The following is a 15,892-nucleotide window of genomic DNA, read 5'->3' on the forward strand; positions in this document are numbered from 1 at the left end:
TCAGGCCTCAAGCGGTGGGAAGATGTGTCCATCCGGACCCAGGGGCAGGGGGCGCTCCCAGCGCAAAGCCTCCGGGGGCAAGGGCCCGTAAAGATGCGGGAAGAGTTGACCGCCGCGCGACGGCTCCCATCTCAGAGCGTTGCCCAGCGCCTCGGCCTCGACTGCGAGAATGACCAACCCCTCCTGTCCGGCCCGATGCTTCGCAACACTCTCGCGCACCTGCGCGGCCGTAGAGAAATGAATGAAGCCGTCCCGCAGATCATCGGCCGAGCCGCAATAACCACCGTTGGCCCCGGCCGCAGCCCAGTCCTCGGCACGACACACGTGATAGATCGTTTCAGTCATGCTGCGAGCTTACTGATGCTTCAGGCACTGTTCCAGGTCTCTCCCGACAAGCCGCGGATTGCGTGCGCGGTTCCAGCAGCTATGCTGCTGCGAGAGGCTTTATGAGGTGAGTGATGACAACCTGGACTTATGTGGATGGCGCGTGGCTGGAGGGCAATCCCGGGCTGGTGGGGCCGATGACTCATGCCATGTGGCTGGGCTCCTGCGTGTTCGATGGGGCGCGGGCATTCGAGGGGGTGGCGCCGGATCTGGATATCCATTGCCAGCGCATCAACAACTCGGCCCGCGCCATGGGCCTGAAGCCCTTGCACGACGCCGGTGAGATCTTCGAGCTGTGCCAGGACGGCATCGCAAAGTTCGAGAAGGGTGCTGGGCTCTACATCCGGCCGATGTACTGGGCCGAGGGCGGCTTTGTGGACAATGATCCGGAGACCACGCGCTTCTGCCTCTCGATCTATGACTCGACACTGCCGGAGCCCATGGGCGGCGCGGTGACGCTTTCGCCTTTCCGGCGCCCCACCATCGAGACCGCGCCGACCAACGCCAAGGCAGCCTGCCTCTATCCGAACAGTGGTCGCGCACTGCGCGAGGCCCGTGCGCGCGGCTTCGACAATGCGGTGATGCTCGATTCCAACAGCAATGTCGCCGAACTCACCTCGGCCAATATCTGGCTGGCGAAGGATGGCGAGGCGCACACGCCGGTGCCGAACGGCACCTTCCTCAACGGCATCACCCGCCAGCGGGTGATCAAGCTGCTGCGCGAGGCGGGGATCACGGTCCATGAGCGCACGCTTACCTGGAAGGATTTCCTAGAGGCCGACGAGGTATTCCAGACCGGAAACTACGGAAAAGTGCTGCCCTTCACCCGCATCGAGGATCGGGATTTGCAGCCGGGGCCGATCTATGGCCGGGCGCGCGAGCTCTATTGGGCCTGGGCGCATGGCGGCTGAAATCACCGGGGGAGGTGAGTCGCTCGCCTTCCGGAAGATGCACGGCCTGGGCAATGACTTTGTCGTCTTCGATGCCCGGACCAGCCCGCTGGAGCTGAGTCAGGCTGAGCTCGCCCGGGTGGCGGATCGGCATTTCGGAATCGGCTGCGATCAGGTTGTGATCCTGCTACCGCCGCCCGAGGGGGCTGACGTGGCCGTGCGCTTCTTCAATGCGGACGGCAGCAAAGCGGAGGCTTGCGGCAATGCCACGCGCTGTGTCGCGCGATTGCTGTTCCGGGAAACCGGAAAGGACAGGGTGGTCATCCGCTCCCTGGTGGGCGAGCTGCACGCGCGTGCCGTGGGCGATGGCCTGATTTCCGTCGACATGGGGCCGCCGCGCCTGGATTGGCAGGATGTTCCGCTGGCGCGGGAGATGGACACCCTGCACCTGGATTTCGCCCTGGGCCCGCTGTCCGATCCCGTGGCGGTCTCCATGGGCAATCCGCATGTGGTCTTCTTCGTCGAGGATGCGGATGCAATCGATCTGGCCGCTCTTGGGCCGCAGATCGAGCATGCACCGCTCTTTCCCGAGCGAACCAATGTCCAGGTGGTGCAGGTCCTGCCCGACGGTGCTTTGAAGCACCGCATCTGGGAACGCGGCGCCGGGGCGACCCATGCTAGCGGCTCTTCGGCCTGTGCCGTGATCGTGGCCGCGGTGCGGCGTAGGCTGATCTCCGGGCGCAGCTCCCTGCTGCATCAGCCAGGCGGTACGCTGCGGATGGCCTGGCGGGAGAGTGACGGCCATGTGGAGATGACCGGCCCCGCGGCCGAGGTCTTCACCGGACAGCTCGATCCGGCGATCCTGGAAGGCTGAGCGCCCAACCGTACAGAAATAGTCTCAAACAACAAAAAGGGCCCGCGCCTCACCTGAGGCACGGGCCCTGATGCGTTTCGCTGCCGAGGCGGTTAGCCCACAGCGGCCACTGCGCGCTTTGCCATGACCGTCACCAGGTGGGCCCGGTATTCGGCTGAGGCGTGGAGATCACCGTTCATTTCGTCCGCTGGAACCTTGATGCCAGCCACGGCGTCGGCCGAGAAGTTCCCGGACAGCGCCTGCTCCATCTCGGCAACGCGGAAGACGCTGCCCTTGGCACCGGTGACCGCCACACGGATGCCGCCGTCGGTCTGCGCGACAAAGACGCCGACAATCGCATAGCGCGACGCCGGGTTGGCAAACTTGGCGTAGGCTGCCTTCTGCGGCACCGGGAAGCGCACCGAGGTGATCAGCTCGTCCTCTTCCAGGGCCGTTTCGAACAGGCCAGTGAAGAAGTCGTCGGCAGCGATTTCCCGCTTGTTGGTGACCACGGTCGCACCGAGCCCAACGAGACCGGCTGGATAGTCCGCCGCCGGGTCGGCGTTCGCCACCGAACCACCGATGGTGCCGCGGTTGCGCACTTGCGGGTCGCCAATCCCTTCGGCCAAGTTAGCCAGCGCCGGGATGCGGGACTTTACCAGATCGTTGCCGGCCACAGCCGCGTGGGTTGTCATGGCACCCACGGCCAGTGCGCCGCCGTCCTCGCGCACACCCACCAGCTTCGCGATGCCACCGAGGTCGATCAGATCGCTGGGTGCGGCAAGCCGTTGCTTCATGGTCGGCAGCAGGGTCATGCCGCCAGCCACGATCTTCGGATCGTCCTTGCCACTCAGCGCTGCCACGGCGTCTTCGACCGAGGAGGGCTTGTGATACTCAAAGGCGTACATTCTCGTTTCTCCTCCTTACTCGGCTGCCTGGGCGAAGCGGGCCTGGCAGACGCGCCAGACTTTTTCCGCGGTGGCCGGCATGTCGATCTCTTCACCGATTGCGTCGGTGATGGCGTTGATCAGTGCCGGCGGGGCGGCAATGGCACCGGCCTCGCCGCAACCCTTCACGCCGAGCGGATTGTGGGTGCACTCTGTGACAGTCATTCCAACCCGGAATGAGGGCAGGTCGTCGGCCCGCGGCATGGTGTAGTCCATGTAGGAACCAGTCACCAACTGGCCACTTTCCTTGTCATAGACGCAGTTCTCGAGCAGCGCCTGGCCTACGCCCTGGGCGATGCCGCCATGCACCTGACCCTCGACAATCATGGGGTTCAGCACCCGGCCGAAGTCGTCCACGGCCACCCAGTCCACGATCTGCGTGATGCCGGTGTCGGGGTCGACCTCGATTTCGGCGATGTGCACGCCGGCGGGGTAGGTGAAGTTGAGCGGGTCGTAGAACGCCGTTTCGTCCAGGCCCGGTTCCACCCCTTCCGGATAGTTGTGCGGCACATAGGCCGTGAAGGCCACTTCACCCATTGATTTGGAGCGGTCGGTGCCAACCACGGTGAACTGGCCGTCTTTGAATTCCACGTCGTCCACCGAGGCCTCGAGCAGGTGGGCTGCGATCTTGCGGCCCTTTTCGACGATCTTGTCACAGGCCCGCACAATGGCCGAGCCGCCCACGGCGAGCGAACGGGAGCCGTAGGTGCCCATGCCCATGGGGATCGCGCCCGTGTCGCCGTGCACGATCTCCACGTTTTCGTAAGGAATGCCGAGCTTCTCGGACACGAGCTGGGCAAAGCTGGTTTCGTGACCCTGGCCATGGCTGTGCGCACCGGTCATCACCGATACCGTGCCCGTGGCGTTGAAGCGGACCTGGGCCGATTCCCAGAGACCCACGCCGGCGCCCAATGCACCCACCACGGCCGAGGGCGCAATGCCGCAGGCCTCGATGTAGGCGGAAAGGCCAATGCCGCGCAGCTTGCCGCGCGTTTCGGCCTCGGCCTTGCGTGCCGGGAAGCCCTTGTAGTCGATCATCTCCAAAGCCTTGTCGAGCGAGGCTTCGTAGTTGCCGATGTCGTAGGTCAGTGCCACGGGGGTCTGGTAGGGGAACTGGTCGGGCTTGATGAAGTTCTTGCGCCGCAGCTCCGCCGGATCCATGCCCAGTTGGCGGGCCGCCACTTCCACCACCCGTTCGATCAGGTAGGTGGCCTCCGGGCGACCGGCGCCGCGATAGGCATCCACCGGTGCTGTGGAGGTGAAAACCGCTTTCACATTGGCATAGATTGCCGGGGTGGCGTACTGCCCGGCCAGCAGGGTGGCATAGAGATAAGTGGGCACGCAGGTGGAGAAGCTGGAGAGATAGGCCCCCACGTTCGCCGTGGTATCGACCTTCAAGGCCAGGAACTTGCCTTCCTGATCCACCGCCAGCTTCACGTTGGTGACGTGGTCGCGGCCGTGGGCGTCGGAGACGAAAGCTTCGCCACGCTCGGCCGTCCACTTCACCGGCCGGCCGACCTTCTTGGCCGCCCAGGTGCAGCAGGTCTCCTCGGCATAGGCGTAGATCTTCGAGCCGAAGCCGCCACCCACGTCCGGCGCGATCACCCGCACCCGGGACTCCGGCAGGTTCAGCACGAAGGCACAGAGAATCAGCCGCAACAGGTGCGGGTTTTGGCTGGTCGAATAGACCGTGTAGCTGTCGGTGCCGCTGTCATAATCACCGATGGCCGCGCGGGGCTCCATTGCGTTGGGGATCAGGCGGTTGTTGATCAGATCCAGCTCGACGACGTTCGCCGCCTGGCTCATGGCCTGCTCCACGGCGTCCTTGTCGCCCAGTTCCCAGTCGAAGCAGAGGTTGGAAGGCGCTTCGTCATGAATCTGGGTGCCGGACATTGCCTCCTTGGTGTCGACCACGGCGGGAAGCTCGTCGTAGTCCACCTCGATCAGATCGGCGGCATCGCGGGCTTGGGCATAGCTTTCAGCCACCACCATTGCCACGTGATCGCCGACGTAGCGCACCTTGTCGCGTACCAGCGGATAGTGCGGCGGCGCCTTGTGAGGCTCGCCGTGGCGATCGGTGACCGTCCAGCCACAGGGCAGGGAGCCCACGTTGTCGGCCGCCATGTCCTGACCTGTGAAAACCGCAACCACGCCCGGGGCCGCTTCGGCCTGGGCCGTCTCGACGCGGGTCACCTTGGCATGGGCCACCGGCGAACGCAGAAAGTAGGCGTATAGCTGGCCGGGGCGATTGATATCGTCGGTGTAGCGTCCCTTTCCGGTCAGGAAACGCTTGTCCTCCCTACGCCTTACCGGGGCGCCGATTCCGTTCTCGGGCATGGGCTCACCTCCTCATCTCGCTCGCCGCGGCCTGGATGGCCTTGACGATGTTGTGATAGCCGGTGCAACGGCAGATGTTGCCTTCCAGCCATTCCCGGATCTCGGTTTCGCTGGGGTCCGGGTTGTTTTGCAGCAGATCGACGGCGCTCATCACCATGCCGGGCGTGCAGAAGCCGCACTGCAGACCGTGGTGCTCGCGGAAGGCCGCCTGCATGGGGTGCAGCTCGTCGCCCTGGGCCAGGCCTTCGATGGTTGTGACATCCGAGCCCTCAGCCTGGACAGCAAGCATGGTGCAGGATTTTACGGACTTGCCGTTCACATGCACGACACAGGCGCCGCACTGGCTGGTGTCACAGCCCACATGGGTGCCGGTGAGCGAGAGGTTCTCTCGCAGAAATTGCACAAGCAGCGTGTTCGGATCGACGTCCTTCGTCACCTGCTTGCCGTTGATCGTCATGGAAAGGCTAGGCATCCGTCTCCCTCCTGATGTTCGGGGACTCGGTCGATCTTGTGCCGACAGAGTGTCTTGTTGTTCGGTATCCCGCTGGCCGGGGTATCCCTGTTTGCGAGTGTGTTGCGCGGTTTCTCGGCGGTCAAGAGGCACCCGGAGTGCGGGGGCCAGATCAGAGAATCAAAAACAGCAAAATGGCTATGATTGCCACCAGCACACCGATCCATGCAGCCGGCGGCAGGCCGGCAGCCGGCGTGGTCGGCTCCTTTTTCGCGCCTGGTGCGGTCTCCGCGGCGCCAACAGGCTGTGGTTCCGGTGTGGGCTGTGCGGGCTCCGGTTGTGGCTCCGGCGCTGCGGCTCCGACTGCGGACTCGGTGGGCTCCGCAGCGCTTTCGGCTTTCGGCAGTTCCGCCGATTCCGTGGGCTGCGCGGCTTGTGGCTGTGGCGTTGCCGCACCGACTGCAGATTCCGTGGGCTCTGCGGCGGGTTCTGCCTTTGGAAGCTCCGCGGACGCCGTGGGCTCGGGCTCTGCCGGCTGAGCTGCCGCTGCTGTGCCGGAGGGCGCGGGCCCACCGGCGCGTTCAGCCGCAATCTCCGAGAAGCGCGCGAAGAAGTCGTCAGCCATCTTGCGGGCAGTGCCGTCGATCAGGCGCGAGCCAAGCTGGGCCAGTTTGCCGCCCACCTTGGCATTCACGTCATACGACAGCAGCGTTTCTGCACCTTCCTCGGTCAACTTGACGTTGGCGCCGCCCTTGGCGAAGCCGGCCGCACCGCCCTTGCCTTCACCGCTGATGGTGTAGCTTTCCGGTGGGTTGATGTCGGTCAAGATGACGGAACCGGCAAAGCGCGCGCTGACGGGCCCCACCTTGGCGCGTACCTTGGCGTCGAAGGCATCGCCGGCCTCGTTCTGCTCCAGGCTTTCACAGCCGGGAATGCTGGCCTTGAGCACTTCCGGATCGTTGAGCGCGTCCCACACCACCTGGCGCGGTGCCGGAATACGCTGTTCGCCGCTCATTTCCATGGAGAGTGTTCCTCTTGCTTATTGCCCGTGCCCCCGAGCCGATCCCGACCGGCGGCTTCCTTTCAACCTAGAGCCTGATGCGGCTTTCGCCAATTCCAGATGAAACAGGGAATTGCGGCAGCCCCTCGTTACGCCACGCCCTCACTGCGGGCGCAGGTGCTCCGGAATGTCGATCCCAACTTCATCGTAGAAGCGCGCAGCACCGGGGTGCAGCGGGAAGGGCAGGCCGGTCAGAGCCGTTTCCAGCGACATTTCATCGGTGGCGGCATGGATGTTGATGAGGAAGGGCAGGTTCTCGTAGATGGTCTTGGTGATGAGATAGACGTGCTCTTCTGCCACATCGGCGTTCACTGCCAAGAAATTGGGCTGGGCGATCGTCCGCCAATCCTCTTCCTGTCCAGGGTAGGTCCCGGCTTCGATGGTGTAGGGGCTGTAGAGCGTGTTCCCGCCATCGGCGGCGCGGGCCTGCTCTTCGGTGAACTGGAGAAACGCGATGTCGTCGCCCATCTGGGCCAAAGCCCGGGTCACCGCGCCGGCAGGCGGACCAGCGGCCGGATTGGTGCCGACGATGACGCCATTTCGCAGGTCGTCGATGGAGGAACCATAGCCCTTGTGCACCTGCTCGAACTGACCATGGTCGATCCCGAGATTGCCAAGAATGAACTCGTTCGAGAAACGCGTGCCCGAGGTGGCCGCGCCCATGGAATAGGGCTGGCCGTAGACGTTCTTCATGTCCTCGATTGTGCCGGTTTCGGCGAGATCCTTGATCAACAGGAAGTGCTCGACATTCTGCCAGAGTGCGGTGATCGAGCGCAGATTGGCTTGCGGTCCTTCCTGCTCCAGTGGGCCGATCCCATCACGGCCATAGACGCCGAACAGGCCCTGCAGGATGGAAAACTGTGCGTCGTTGCTGCGCATCATGCGGATGTTCTCAGCCGATCCTGCCGAGGAAATGGCCGACATGTCGATGCCGTCGGAGGCTTGGAGCTTGATCTTCACCAGAGTGGCCAGCGCCACGCCCACGGGATAGTAAGTGCCACCGGTGGTGGCGGTGGCGAGAATGTAGCTGCTGCCTTCAGCCTGTGCCGCGCCGGCGCCCCAGCTAAGTGCAAGGGATGTGACCGCCGCCAGGGCACTGGCCTGCAAGAAAGTGCGACGTGCCTTGCGGTGCCTGGTCATCTTATCACCTCCCCGAGAGCCATTATTTAGCGTGGGCTATGTTACAGTCCGCTCCACGTTTCAGCCAGCGGCAGCACGGAAACCAGCTCACCGGGCTCGACAGCGGGGGCGAAGGGCGCCCGTATCAAGAGGCCGTCGGCCTGGGCCAGGGTGGCCATCATGGAACTGTCCTGGCGGTTAAAGGGCAGGGCGATCAAGCTGCCGTCGGCTTCTTCGGTCAGGCGGGTGCGCAGATAGTCTTGGCGTTTATCGTTTGCCGGCAGCGCTTTGCCCAGGCGGGCTGTCACGGTCCGTTCATCGCTGTCGAGCCCCTGCAGACGGGCAAGGATCGGGCGCAGGAAGATCAGGCCGCAGACCAGCGAGGAAACGGGATTGCCCGGAAGACCCAGCAGGGGCGTTTCCCGTAGCTGCCCGAAGAGGAGCGGCTTGCCCGGGCGCATGGCGATCTTCCAGAAGTTCAGCTCCAGCCCGTCCTCGCCGAGAACTGAGCGGATGAGATCGTGTTCTCCCACGGAAGCGCCGCCGGTGGTTACCAGCAGGTCAGCACCCTGCGCGCCGGCTGCGAGCCGCAGCAGTGAATCCCGATTGTCTTCCGCGATGCCCAGGTTGAGCGCTTCTCCGCCGCAGGAGCGCACCAGCGCCTGCAGCGCCAAGCCATTGGAACTGACGATCTGATTGGGGCCGCGCGGCTCACCAGGCATGACCACCTCGTCGCCGGTGGCCAGGATCGCCACGCGCGGTTTGCGATGAACCGTGAGCCACGGCTGATCCATGGCCGCGGCCAGGCCAATGTCCCGCACGCCCAACCGCTGTCCGGCCGCGGGGCCGCGATCGCCGGCCGAGAAATCCAGTCCGGCAGGGCGGACGTAGTGCCCTTCGGGAACGGTGACGCGGACCTCGACCCAGGAGCCCTCGCTGTCCTCACCGCTGTCCGTGTCTTCCTGAATGACGATGGCGTCAGCGCCGCGCGGCAGGGGGCCGCCAGTGAAGATGCGCACGGCCTCGCCGGATTGCAGGATTCCTTCGTGATCACCGCCGGCGGGTGCGGCACCCACCACGCGCAGGCGCACGGGGACTTGCGCCACATCGACAGCCTTGACCGCATAGCCATCCATCGCCGAGACAGCCTTTGGGGGTTGCGTGGTCCGAGCGGTCACTGGTGTGGCCAGCACCCGCCCCAGGGCCTGATCAATGGCCACGACCTCCGTGGGCAGCGGGCTGAAGGCCTCCAAGATGCGAGCGCGTGCTTCTTCAACCGAGATCATCACGATGCCTCGTAAACACCGGATTTTCCGCCTGATTTATGCGCCAGACGAACGTTCTCGATCCGCATGCCGCGGTCGACGGCCTTGCACATGTCGTAGACGGTAAGCGCAGCGACGCTCACGGCGGTGAGCGCCTCCATCTCCACGCCGGTGCGTCCCTTGAGTTTACAGGTGGCCGTGATCTCCACGGCGTTGCGCTCCGGCGCCAGCGCCAGGTCTACGGTCACCTTGGTCAGGGCCAGGGGGTGGCACAGGGGAATGAGGTCGGGCGTGCGTTTTGCGCCCATGATCCCGGCCAGACGCGCCACCGAGAGGACATCGCCCTTCTTCACGCCACCCTCGCGGATCCGTGCCAGCGTTTCGGGTTGCATGACGATCTCGCCCTTTGCGACAGCGACACGCTCCGTTTCCTGCTTGTCGGAGACGTCCACCATGACCGCATGGCCCTGCGCATCGAAATGGGTGAACTCGCTCATGCCGCCGCCTCGTCGCTTGCCGCCAGTTTCCGCGTGGCCTGCGTGACGTCATCCTGGCGCATCAGCGATTCCCCGATCAGGAAGGCGCGGGCCCCGGCCCGGCGCAGGCGTGCAATGTCCTCCGGCGCATAGATGCCGCTTTCGCCGACCAGGAAGCGCGTCTCCGAGACCTCGGGTCCCAGTTCTTCCGTTACCTTGAGATCGACGTCCAGGGTCTTGAGGTTGCGGTTGTTTATGCCGATCAAGGCGGACCGCAGTTTCAGGGCTCGCGCCAGCTCCTCACCATCGTGAACTTCGACCAAGACGTCCATGCCCAGGTCAAAGGCAGCCGCCTCCAACTCCGCTGCCTGTCCGTCCTCCAGCGCCGCCATGATGAGCAGGATGCAGTCCGCACCCAGGGCGCGGGACTCGACGATCTGATAGGGATCGAGCATGAAATCCTTGCGCAGGACCGGCAGATCGACCGCGGCGCGCGCGGCCTGCAGGTGCTCGTCACGGCCCTGGAACCAGGGTGTGTCGGTCAGGATAGAAAGACAGGTCGCGCCACCCTGCGCGTAGGATCGGGCCAGTGCAGGCGGATCGAAATCGTTTCGGATCAATCCCTTGGAGGGTGATGCTTTCTTGATTTCGCAGATCAGCGCGTAGCCATTGCTTGCCGCCCGACGACGCAAGGCTTCCACGAAGCCGCGCGGCCGATCGGCCGCCTCCGCAGCGGCCTGTACCTCGGCGAGCGAACGGACTGCTTTGCGGCGGGCGACCTCTTCGCGCTTTTCTGCACATATGCGAGCCAGGACGTCGCTCATGCCCGCGCCCCCTCATTGGTAATCGCCACCAGTCGTTCCAGAACGGCCGTCGCGTGGCCCTCGTCGATTGCGCGGGCCCCTTGCGCAATGCCCTCGCGCAGGTCCTGGGCCTTGCCGCCGATCACCAGCGCGGCGGCGGCCGTCAGCAGCACGGTGTCGCGCAGCGGCCCCTGCTGTCCGGCCAAGAGCGCCCGAAGTGTCGCGGCGTTCTCCGGCCCGTCGCCACCGGCCAGGTCATCGGGTGCACAACGTGGCAGGCCGACATCCTCGGGTGTCACCTCGAAGGTTCGGATGTCACCCCGGTTCAGTTCGGCCACATAGGTGGCCCCGGCCGTGGTCAGCTCGTCAAAGCCATGCTCACCGTGAACGATCCAGGCGCGCTCATGACCCAGTTCTCGTAGCACCTCGGCCAGCGGGACCAGCCACACGTCATCGAACACGCCCATGAGCTGATGCTTTACCTTTGCCGGACTGCACAAGGGCCCGAGAAGGTTGAAGATTGTCCGGGTTCCGAGCTCGACCCGCGTCGGCCCCACATGACGCATGGCGCTGTGATGGCGTGGCGCCATGAGGAAGCAGGTGTTGGCTTCCCACAAGGCCTTGCGGATGAGCGCCATGTCCGCATCAACATTGACCCCGAGAGCGGAGAGGACGTCGGCGGCGCCGCTCTTTGAGGAAAGGGCGCGGTTGCCATGTTTCGCGACGGGCAGCCCGCAGGCGGCGATCACGAAGGTGGCGGCCGACGAGATATTGAAGGTGCCCTTGGCGTCACCGCCGGTGCCACAGGTGTCGATGGCGCCTGCAGGGGCTTCGATCGCGGTCATGCGTCCGCGCATGGCGCGCGCGGCCCCGGTGATCTCGGCTACGGTTTCGCCGCGCACGCGCAAGGCCATCAGGAAGCCGCCCATCTGGGAGGGCGTGGCGTCACCCGCCATCATGATGTCGAAGGCGCGGCGGGCGTCTGTCTCGGAGAGGCTGCGCCCATTCGCCACCTCGGCGAGCAGGGCTTTCAAGTCGGGCATGTCGGCGGGCATGGCTTCTTCCTTGGCTTCTTCTCAGGCCCGGCCGGCCAGCGTGAGGAAATTCCGCAGGAGCTGATGGCCGTGTTCCGAAGCGATGGACTCGGGGTGAAACTGGACGCCGTGGATCGGAAGTTCACGGTGCTGGAGGCCCATGATCACGCCATCGGCCGTCCGCGCCGTAACTTCGAGCGTATCCGGCAGGCTCTGCTGTTCCACGGTCAGGGAGTGATAACGGGTTACCTGCATCGGCGAGGGCAGGCCGGCGAAGATGCCCTGACCGTTGTGCGTGATGCGGCTCATCTTGCCGTGCAGCGGCTGCGGCGCCCTGACGACGCGCCCGCCGAGTGCCTGGCCGATGGATTGGTGGCCCAAGCAAACGCCCATAAGCGGCACCTGTCCGGCGGCCTGCGCGATCAAGTCGAGGCAAATACCCGCCCGGTCGGGGTCGCAAGGGCCCGGAGACAGAACGATCGCCTCCGGCTTGAGCGCCAGCGCCTCTGCGGCGCTCAATGCGTCATTGCGATGCACCACCACCTCGGCACCCAGTTCGCCGAGATAGTGGTAGAGATTCCAGGTAAAGCTGTCGTAGTTGTCGATCAGCAGGATCATGAAACGGTCCATTGACGGTGCCCGTGGCGGGGCCGCGAGCTGGCCCGCCTTTATAGCAACCCAGCAAAGGGCAAGAAAGCGCCAGCACAACAGCAGGTCTCGACGCGGAGGAAGCGAGCCTGTCGGAGAGCAAGCATGCTACACTGGGCTAAGGGCCTCGCTGGCGGGGCAGGAGTTGGAAGGCGGATTTTTTCATGCCCATCAGAGTACCGAAGGGCGTCGTGCGCGGTGCGATCCTGGGTCTGGCGTGTCTGGGCGCTGCATTGGGCGCCCTGGCCGGCAGTGAGCGCGAAGAACCCAAGCCGTTAGCACCGGTCCTTGCGGCTGAACGCACGGTCCTGGCTTTGCCGCCGCCCGATCCGATGCAGCCGACACCGCTGGCGCGCATGCCTTCGCCGCCTGAAGCACCGGCGTCCTTCGGCTTCGCAAGATCGCCGATGATTCAGGAACCGGCAACCTGGCAGCAGCACGCTGTGCCCGTGGCGGCGGCTGAGGGGCGGCCGCGCATCGTGGTGGTGATCGATGACCTGGGACTCAATCGGCCCGCAACGCGCCGAACCATGGCTCTACCGGGTCCGCTGACCCTGTCCTTCATGACCTACGCCGACGGCTTGGCTGATTACAGCAAGGCTGCAGGGGCAGCGGGGCACGAGGTGATGCTCCATCTGCCCATGGAACCCTCAAATCATCTCGATCCGGGACCAAGGGCGCTCCTGCTCTCCGATGCCAAGGAAAAGCAGCGCGCCAACCTGCGCTGGAGCCTCGACCGGCTCGAGGGTTATGTCGGGGTCAACAATCACATGGGCAGCGCCTTCACCGCTGACGAGCCCGGAATGCGGCTGGTCATGGCCGAGTTGGGACGGCGGGGGCTGCTGTTTCTCGATTCCCGCACCTCGGCCGAGACGAAGGGACCCGTGTTGGCGGAAGAGCTTGGGGTGCCGCTGGCGGAGCGTCACGTCTTTCTCGACCACGAGGTCTCGCGCGACTTCATCCGCCAGCAGCTTGCAGAGACTGAGAGCATCGCGCGCCGTGACGGCGTCGCCATAGCCATTGGCCATCCCTATGACGAGACACTGGACGCCCTTGCAGGGTGGCTACCGGACCTGTCGGCGAAGGGCTTCCAGCTCGTCCCTGTCAGCGCGGTGGTTCGTGTGAACTCCGAGGAGTCTCCTCCCCGTCTGATAGCGGTTCCGGGCGCGGGTTAACCTTCCGCCCCATCAGTCGGCGCAGCAGCATGGGCGCCAGCGCAAAGAGCAGGGCCACGCATACAAGCGCGATGGCCTTGGGGGTCAAGAGATCTGCCAGCTCCGGCGTGCCCCCAGCATCGATGACCTCTCCCAGGCCGGCTCCGAACGTGGCATAGACGAAGGTCAGGGGGATCGCGCCAACAAGCGTGCCAAGCACGAAGGGTCGAAAACGCACGCCGAGCAGGCTGGGGGCGATGTTGACCACCCAGTAGGGCATCACGGGCGTCATGCGCAGGGTGACGATGTAGGTAAAGGCATTGGCCTGAAACCCGGCCTCGAGTCCTCCGAGATAGGGCCCGATCAGGCGGGCGAAGCTCTCGCGGAAGGTGTGACCGGCGATCAGGAAGGCCAGGGCGCCGCCCAGCGTCTGGGCCAGGACGGACAGCAGCGTTCCTGCCAGCGGACCGAAGAGGAATCCGGAGAAGATCTGCAGGATCGCCACCGCCGGAATGCAAAAGAGGGTGACCAGGACCAATGAAATGAGAAATAGGGCCGTGATCTTCACGGGGCGCGCGTCGAGCGCCGCGCGTGCGTCTTGGCTGCGCTCGGCCAACTGCTCGAAGCTGAGCCAGTCGCCAAGGTCGAAGAAGAACCAGGCGCCCAGCACGCCTGCCAGGATCAACAGCACCATGGCCTGACGCAGGCGCTGCAGGTTTCGAGCCGCGCTTGGCGTGGCCTGGCCGCCTTCGCTCTCCGGCTGGGTCATCCCGAGGGCCCCCGAGCGGCTGCAACGAGCCGCCGAAAGAGTTCCTGCTGACCGCGGTGAAAGGGCATCAGTTCAGGATGCCACTGTACGCCGATGAGGAAGGAGTGGTTGTCGTTCTCAATGGCCTGCACGATGCCGGAATCGTCACGGGCGATGGCCCGCAGGTTGCGGCCCAGGCGGTCCACGGCCTGATGGTGCAGGGAATTCACCTTCAGCCGCTCGCGGCCCAGGATGCCGTGCAGCCGGCTGTCGATGCGCAGATTGATCCATTTGCGGGGCAGGGCCGTGCGCATGCGCGGCAGATCCTCGAAGAGCGCGTGAATGTCGGGCAGCAGGCTGCCGCCGTAGTAGACGTTCATGATCTGCGCGCCGCGGCAGATGCCCAGCACGGGAAGATTGCGCTCCTCGGCCAGGGCCAGGGCTTCCATCTCCAGGGCGTCTCGTTCGGGGTCGAGGCGTGTTTCCAGGATGAGGTCCTGGTCATAGAGACGCACATCGATATCGTCGCCGCCCCCGATCAGCAGGCCATCCACCTTGTTGAGGTCAACCTGCTTTCCAGGATAGACACGCACACTGCGGGCGCCGGCCCGCAGCAGGGCAATGCGGTTCATCACGGCCGTGAAGAGGGCGCGACGGCGGGAACTCGTGACGGCTATCAGCGGTGCTCTCAAGAGCCGCCGTTCTCCATCCAACGCCGGGACAGCTTCGCCCAGTCGTCGGAGATCAGCTTGTCATCGTTCTCGTGCCAGGCCTGCATCATGGCGCCCAGACGCTCGCCATCCGCGGCCAGTCGCTCCACGGCCACCCAGCGGTTCCACTCCTGCACCACGGACCATCCCTCCATGCCGAGCGATGCGTTCGGCAGACGATAGTGGAAAGTGGGGCGTGCCTTCACCAGGGTCATGTCGACCACGTCGGCTATGCGCTTCTCATCAAGAAAACGGAAGAGCGGCAAGAGGTCGAGTTCGCGGTTGCGCGTCGGGTTGTGCTCCAGGAAATCATCGATCAGTTCGCCCAGGTCCGGCGCGTAGTCCTCCTTCAGGATGAGGCGCAGGTACGCGTTGGGAAAGCGGTCGACAAAGGGCAAAAGGCGCCGGGTCATGTCAACCTCGATGCTGGCCCGCAGCCACTCCGATGCCAGGCAGTAGGCCTGGATGTGGCGTCGCAGGTACTCGGCCTCGAATGAGGCCACCTCGGGGTTGAACTGCATCCCGAATCCGTAGATCACCGATTCCTGTGTGCCTTCCGCCCCGGCCTCGGTGAGCGCGTCGGCCAGGCGATCGAAAGCCGGCATTTCAGTGTAGGCCACCGGTGGGGCGACGATCTCGACCGGCAGCCAATAGCGGGTGATGTCGCCGATGAAGGTTCCAGCCTTGCGCGCCAGGTCCTGGGCTTGGCGGTCGTCCACCAGCCCGAACAGCAGGTCCTTTAGGCTGCGACTATCCTCCTCGGTAGTGTGGACGTGATGGCTGTCCAGCTTGCATTCGAAGTCGCCGTAGCAGGTGTCTTCGACCTGAAAGCTGTAGGGGTCGTGCTCGACCAGGCGGCCACCGAAGAGTTCGCGCACGCAGTTGGCCGCCTGGAGCGCATCAAGACCGGCAAACTCGATCTCCACCCCCACCCGGCGCAAAGCACCCTCGGCGTTGCGGGTGAGCGGTGGGTGTTGCAGCGCGTTGACCATGTTTTGGAAGCCCTGTTGAAT

General features: G+C 64.8%; 17 protein-coding genes. 3 read left to right on the plus strand and 14 right to left on the minus strand.

Annotated elements, in window-relative coordinates; translation table 11 throughout:
- Complete coding sequence (locus P2G67_RS12525) at positions 1-345, minus strand: DUF952 domain-containing protein (RefSeq protein ID WP_275823561.1); 345 nt, start codon at positions 343-345, stop codon at positions 1-3.
- Between the two features lie 113 nt (positions 346-458).
- Between P2G67_RS12525 and P2G67_RS12530 the strand changes: the two genes are divergently transcribed.
- Both P2G67_RS12530 and dapF read left to right on the plus strand, forming a co-directional pair.
- Entirely contained in the window at positions 459-1,295 is an 837-nt protein-coding gene (locus P2G67_RS12530) for a branched-chain amino acid aminotransferase (RefSeq protein ID WP_275823562.1), read from the plus strand.
- Positions 1,285-2,148 (plus strand): diaminopimelate epimerase, encoded by an 864-nt coding sequence (gene dapF, locus P2G67_RS12535; RefSeq protein ID WP_275823563.1) that lies wholly within the window; start codon positions 1,285-1,287, stop codon positions 2,146-2,148. Before P2G67_RS12530 ends, dapF begins: the two co-directional genes overlap by 11 nt.
- Before the next feature lie 92 nt (positions 2,149-2,240).
- On the opposite strand, the gene P2G67_RS12540 is transcribed toward dapF, so the two are convergent.
- From P2G67_RS12540 to P2G67_RS12585, 10 genes are all read right to left on the minus strand, one after another.
- Positions 2,241-3,035 carry an FAD binding domain-containing protein gene (locus tag P2G67_RS12540; RefSeq protein ID WP_275823564.1) on the minus strand — a complete coding sequence of 265 codons (795 nt, stop codon included), beginning with the start codon at positions 3,033-3,035 and terminating at the stop codon, positions 2,241-2,243.
- A gap of 15 nt (positions 3,036-3,050) precedes the next feature.
- The gene (locus P2G67_RS12545) at positions 3,051-5,411 is read right to left on the minus strand and encodes a xanthine dehydrogenase family protein molybdopterin-binding subunit (protein WP_275823565.1); all 2,361 of its coding nucleotides are present in this window, start codon (positions 5,409-5,411) and stop codon (positions 3,051-3,053) included.
- Positions 5,412-5,415: 4 nt separating this feature from the next.
- Positions 5,416-5,883 carry a (2Fe-2S)-binding protein gene (locus P2G67_RS12550; RefSeq protein ID WP_275823566.1) on the minus strand — a complete coding sequence of 156 codons (468 nt, stop codon included), beginning with the start codon at positions 5,881-5,883 and terminating at the stop codon, positions 5,416-5,418.
- 151 nt (positions 5,884-6,034) lie between these two features.
- Positions 6,035-6,883 (minus strand): SRPBCC family protein, encoded by an 849-nt coding sequence (locus P2G67_RS12555; protein ID WP_275823567.1) that lies wholly within the window; start codon positions 6,881-6,883, stop codon positions 6,035-6,037.
- Between the two features lie 141 nt (positions 6,884-7,024).
- The gene (locus P2G67_RS12560) at positions 7,025-8,062 is read right to left on the minus strand and encodes a TAXI family TRAP transporter solute-binding subunit (protein ID WP_275823568.1); all 1,038 of its coding nucleotides are present in this window, start codon (positions 8,060-8,062) and stop codon (positions 7,025-7,027) included.
- A gap of 41 nt (positions 8,063-8,103) precedes the next feature.
- A complete protein-coding gene (locus tag P2G67_RS12565; RefSeq protein ID WP_322099700.1) occupies positions 8,104-9,327 on the minus strand; it encodes a molybdopterin molybdotransferase MoeA in 1,224 nt (407 codons plus the stop codon).
- Positions 9,327-9,803, minus strand: coding sequence for a cyclic pyranopterin monophosphate synthase MoaC (moaC, locus tag P2G67_RS12570; protein WP_275823569.1), 477 nt, complete (start codon positions 9,801-9,803; stop codon positions 9,327-9,329). Before moaC ends, P2G67_RS12565 begins: the two co-directional genes overlap by 1 nt.
- Entirely contained in the window at positions 9,800-10,606 is an 807-nt protein-coding gene (gene trpC / locus P2G67_RS12575) for an indole-3-glycerol phosphate synthase TrpC (RefSeq protein ID WP_275823570.1), read from the minus strand. The genes moaC and trpC overlap by 4 nt, the downstream gene beginning before the upstream one ends.
- The gene (trpD, locus tag P2G67_RS12580; RefSeq protein ID WP_322099701.1) at positions 10,603-11,640 is read right to left on the minus strand and encodes an anthranilate phosphoribosyltransferase; all 1,038 of its coding nucleotides are present in this window, start codon (positions 11,638-11,640) and stop codon (positions 10,603-10,605) included. The genes trpC and trpD overlap by 4 nt, the downstream gene beginning before the upstream one ends.
- Before the next feature lie 21 nt (positions 11,641-11,661).
- A complete protein-coding gene (locus P2G67_RS12585) occupies positions 11,662-12,237 on the minus strand; it encodes an anthranilate synthase component II (RefSeq protein WP_275823632.1) in 576 nt (191 codons plus the stop codon).
- A gap of 194 nt (positions 12,238-12,431) precedes the next feature.
- Between P2G67_RS12585 and P2G67_RS12590 the strand changes: the two genes are divergently transcribed.
- Complete coding sequence (locus tag P2G67_RS12590; protein WP_275823571.1) at positions 12,432-13,442, plus strand: divergent polysaccharide deacetylase family protein; 1,011 nt, start codon at positions 12,432-12,434, stop codon at positions 13,440-13,442.
- Here P2G67_RS12590 and P2G67_RS12595 read toward each other — a convergent pair.
- From P2G67_RS12595 to P2G67_RS12605, 3 genes are read right to left on the minus strand one after another with little or no spacing between them, the layout of a single operon-like run.
- Positions 13,372-14,190, minus strand: coding sequence for a TVP38/TMEM64 family protein (locus P2G67_RS12595; protein WP_275823572.1), 819 nt, complete (start codon positions 14,188-14,190; stop codon positions 13,372-13,374). The genes P2G67_RS12590 and P2G67_RS12595 overlap by 71 nt on opposite strands.
- A complete protein-coding gene (locus P2G67_RS12600) occupies positions 14,187-14,861 on the minus strand; it encodes a gamma-glutamyl-gamma-aminobutyrate hydrolase family protein (RefSeq protein ID WP_275823573.1) in 675 nt (224 codons plus the stop codon). The genes P2G67_RS12595 and P2G67_RS12600 overlap by 4 nt, the downstream gene beginning before the upstream one ends.
- On the minus strand, positions 14,858-15,871 hold the full coding sequence (locus P2G67_RS12605) for an amidoligase family protein (RefSeq protein WP_275823574.1): 1,014 nt from the start codon (positions 15,869-15,871) through the stop codon (positions 14,858-14,860). The genes P2G67_RS12600 and P2G67_RS12605 overlap by 4 nt, the downstream gene beginning before the upstream one ends.
- Between the last annotated feature and the right edge of the window lie 21 nt (positions 15,872-15,892).

Origin of the sequence: Aquibaculum arenosum, from assembly GCF_029222965.1 — a bacterium.
GTDB classification, from domain to species: Bacteria; Pseudomonadota; Alphaproteobacteria; order Kiloniellales; family DSM-21159; genus Aquibaculum; species Aquibaculum arenosum.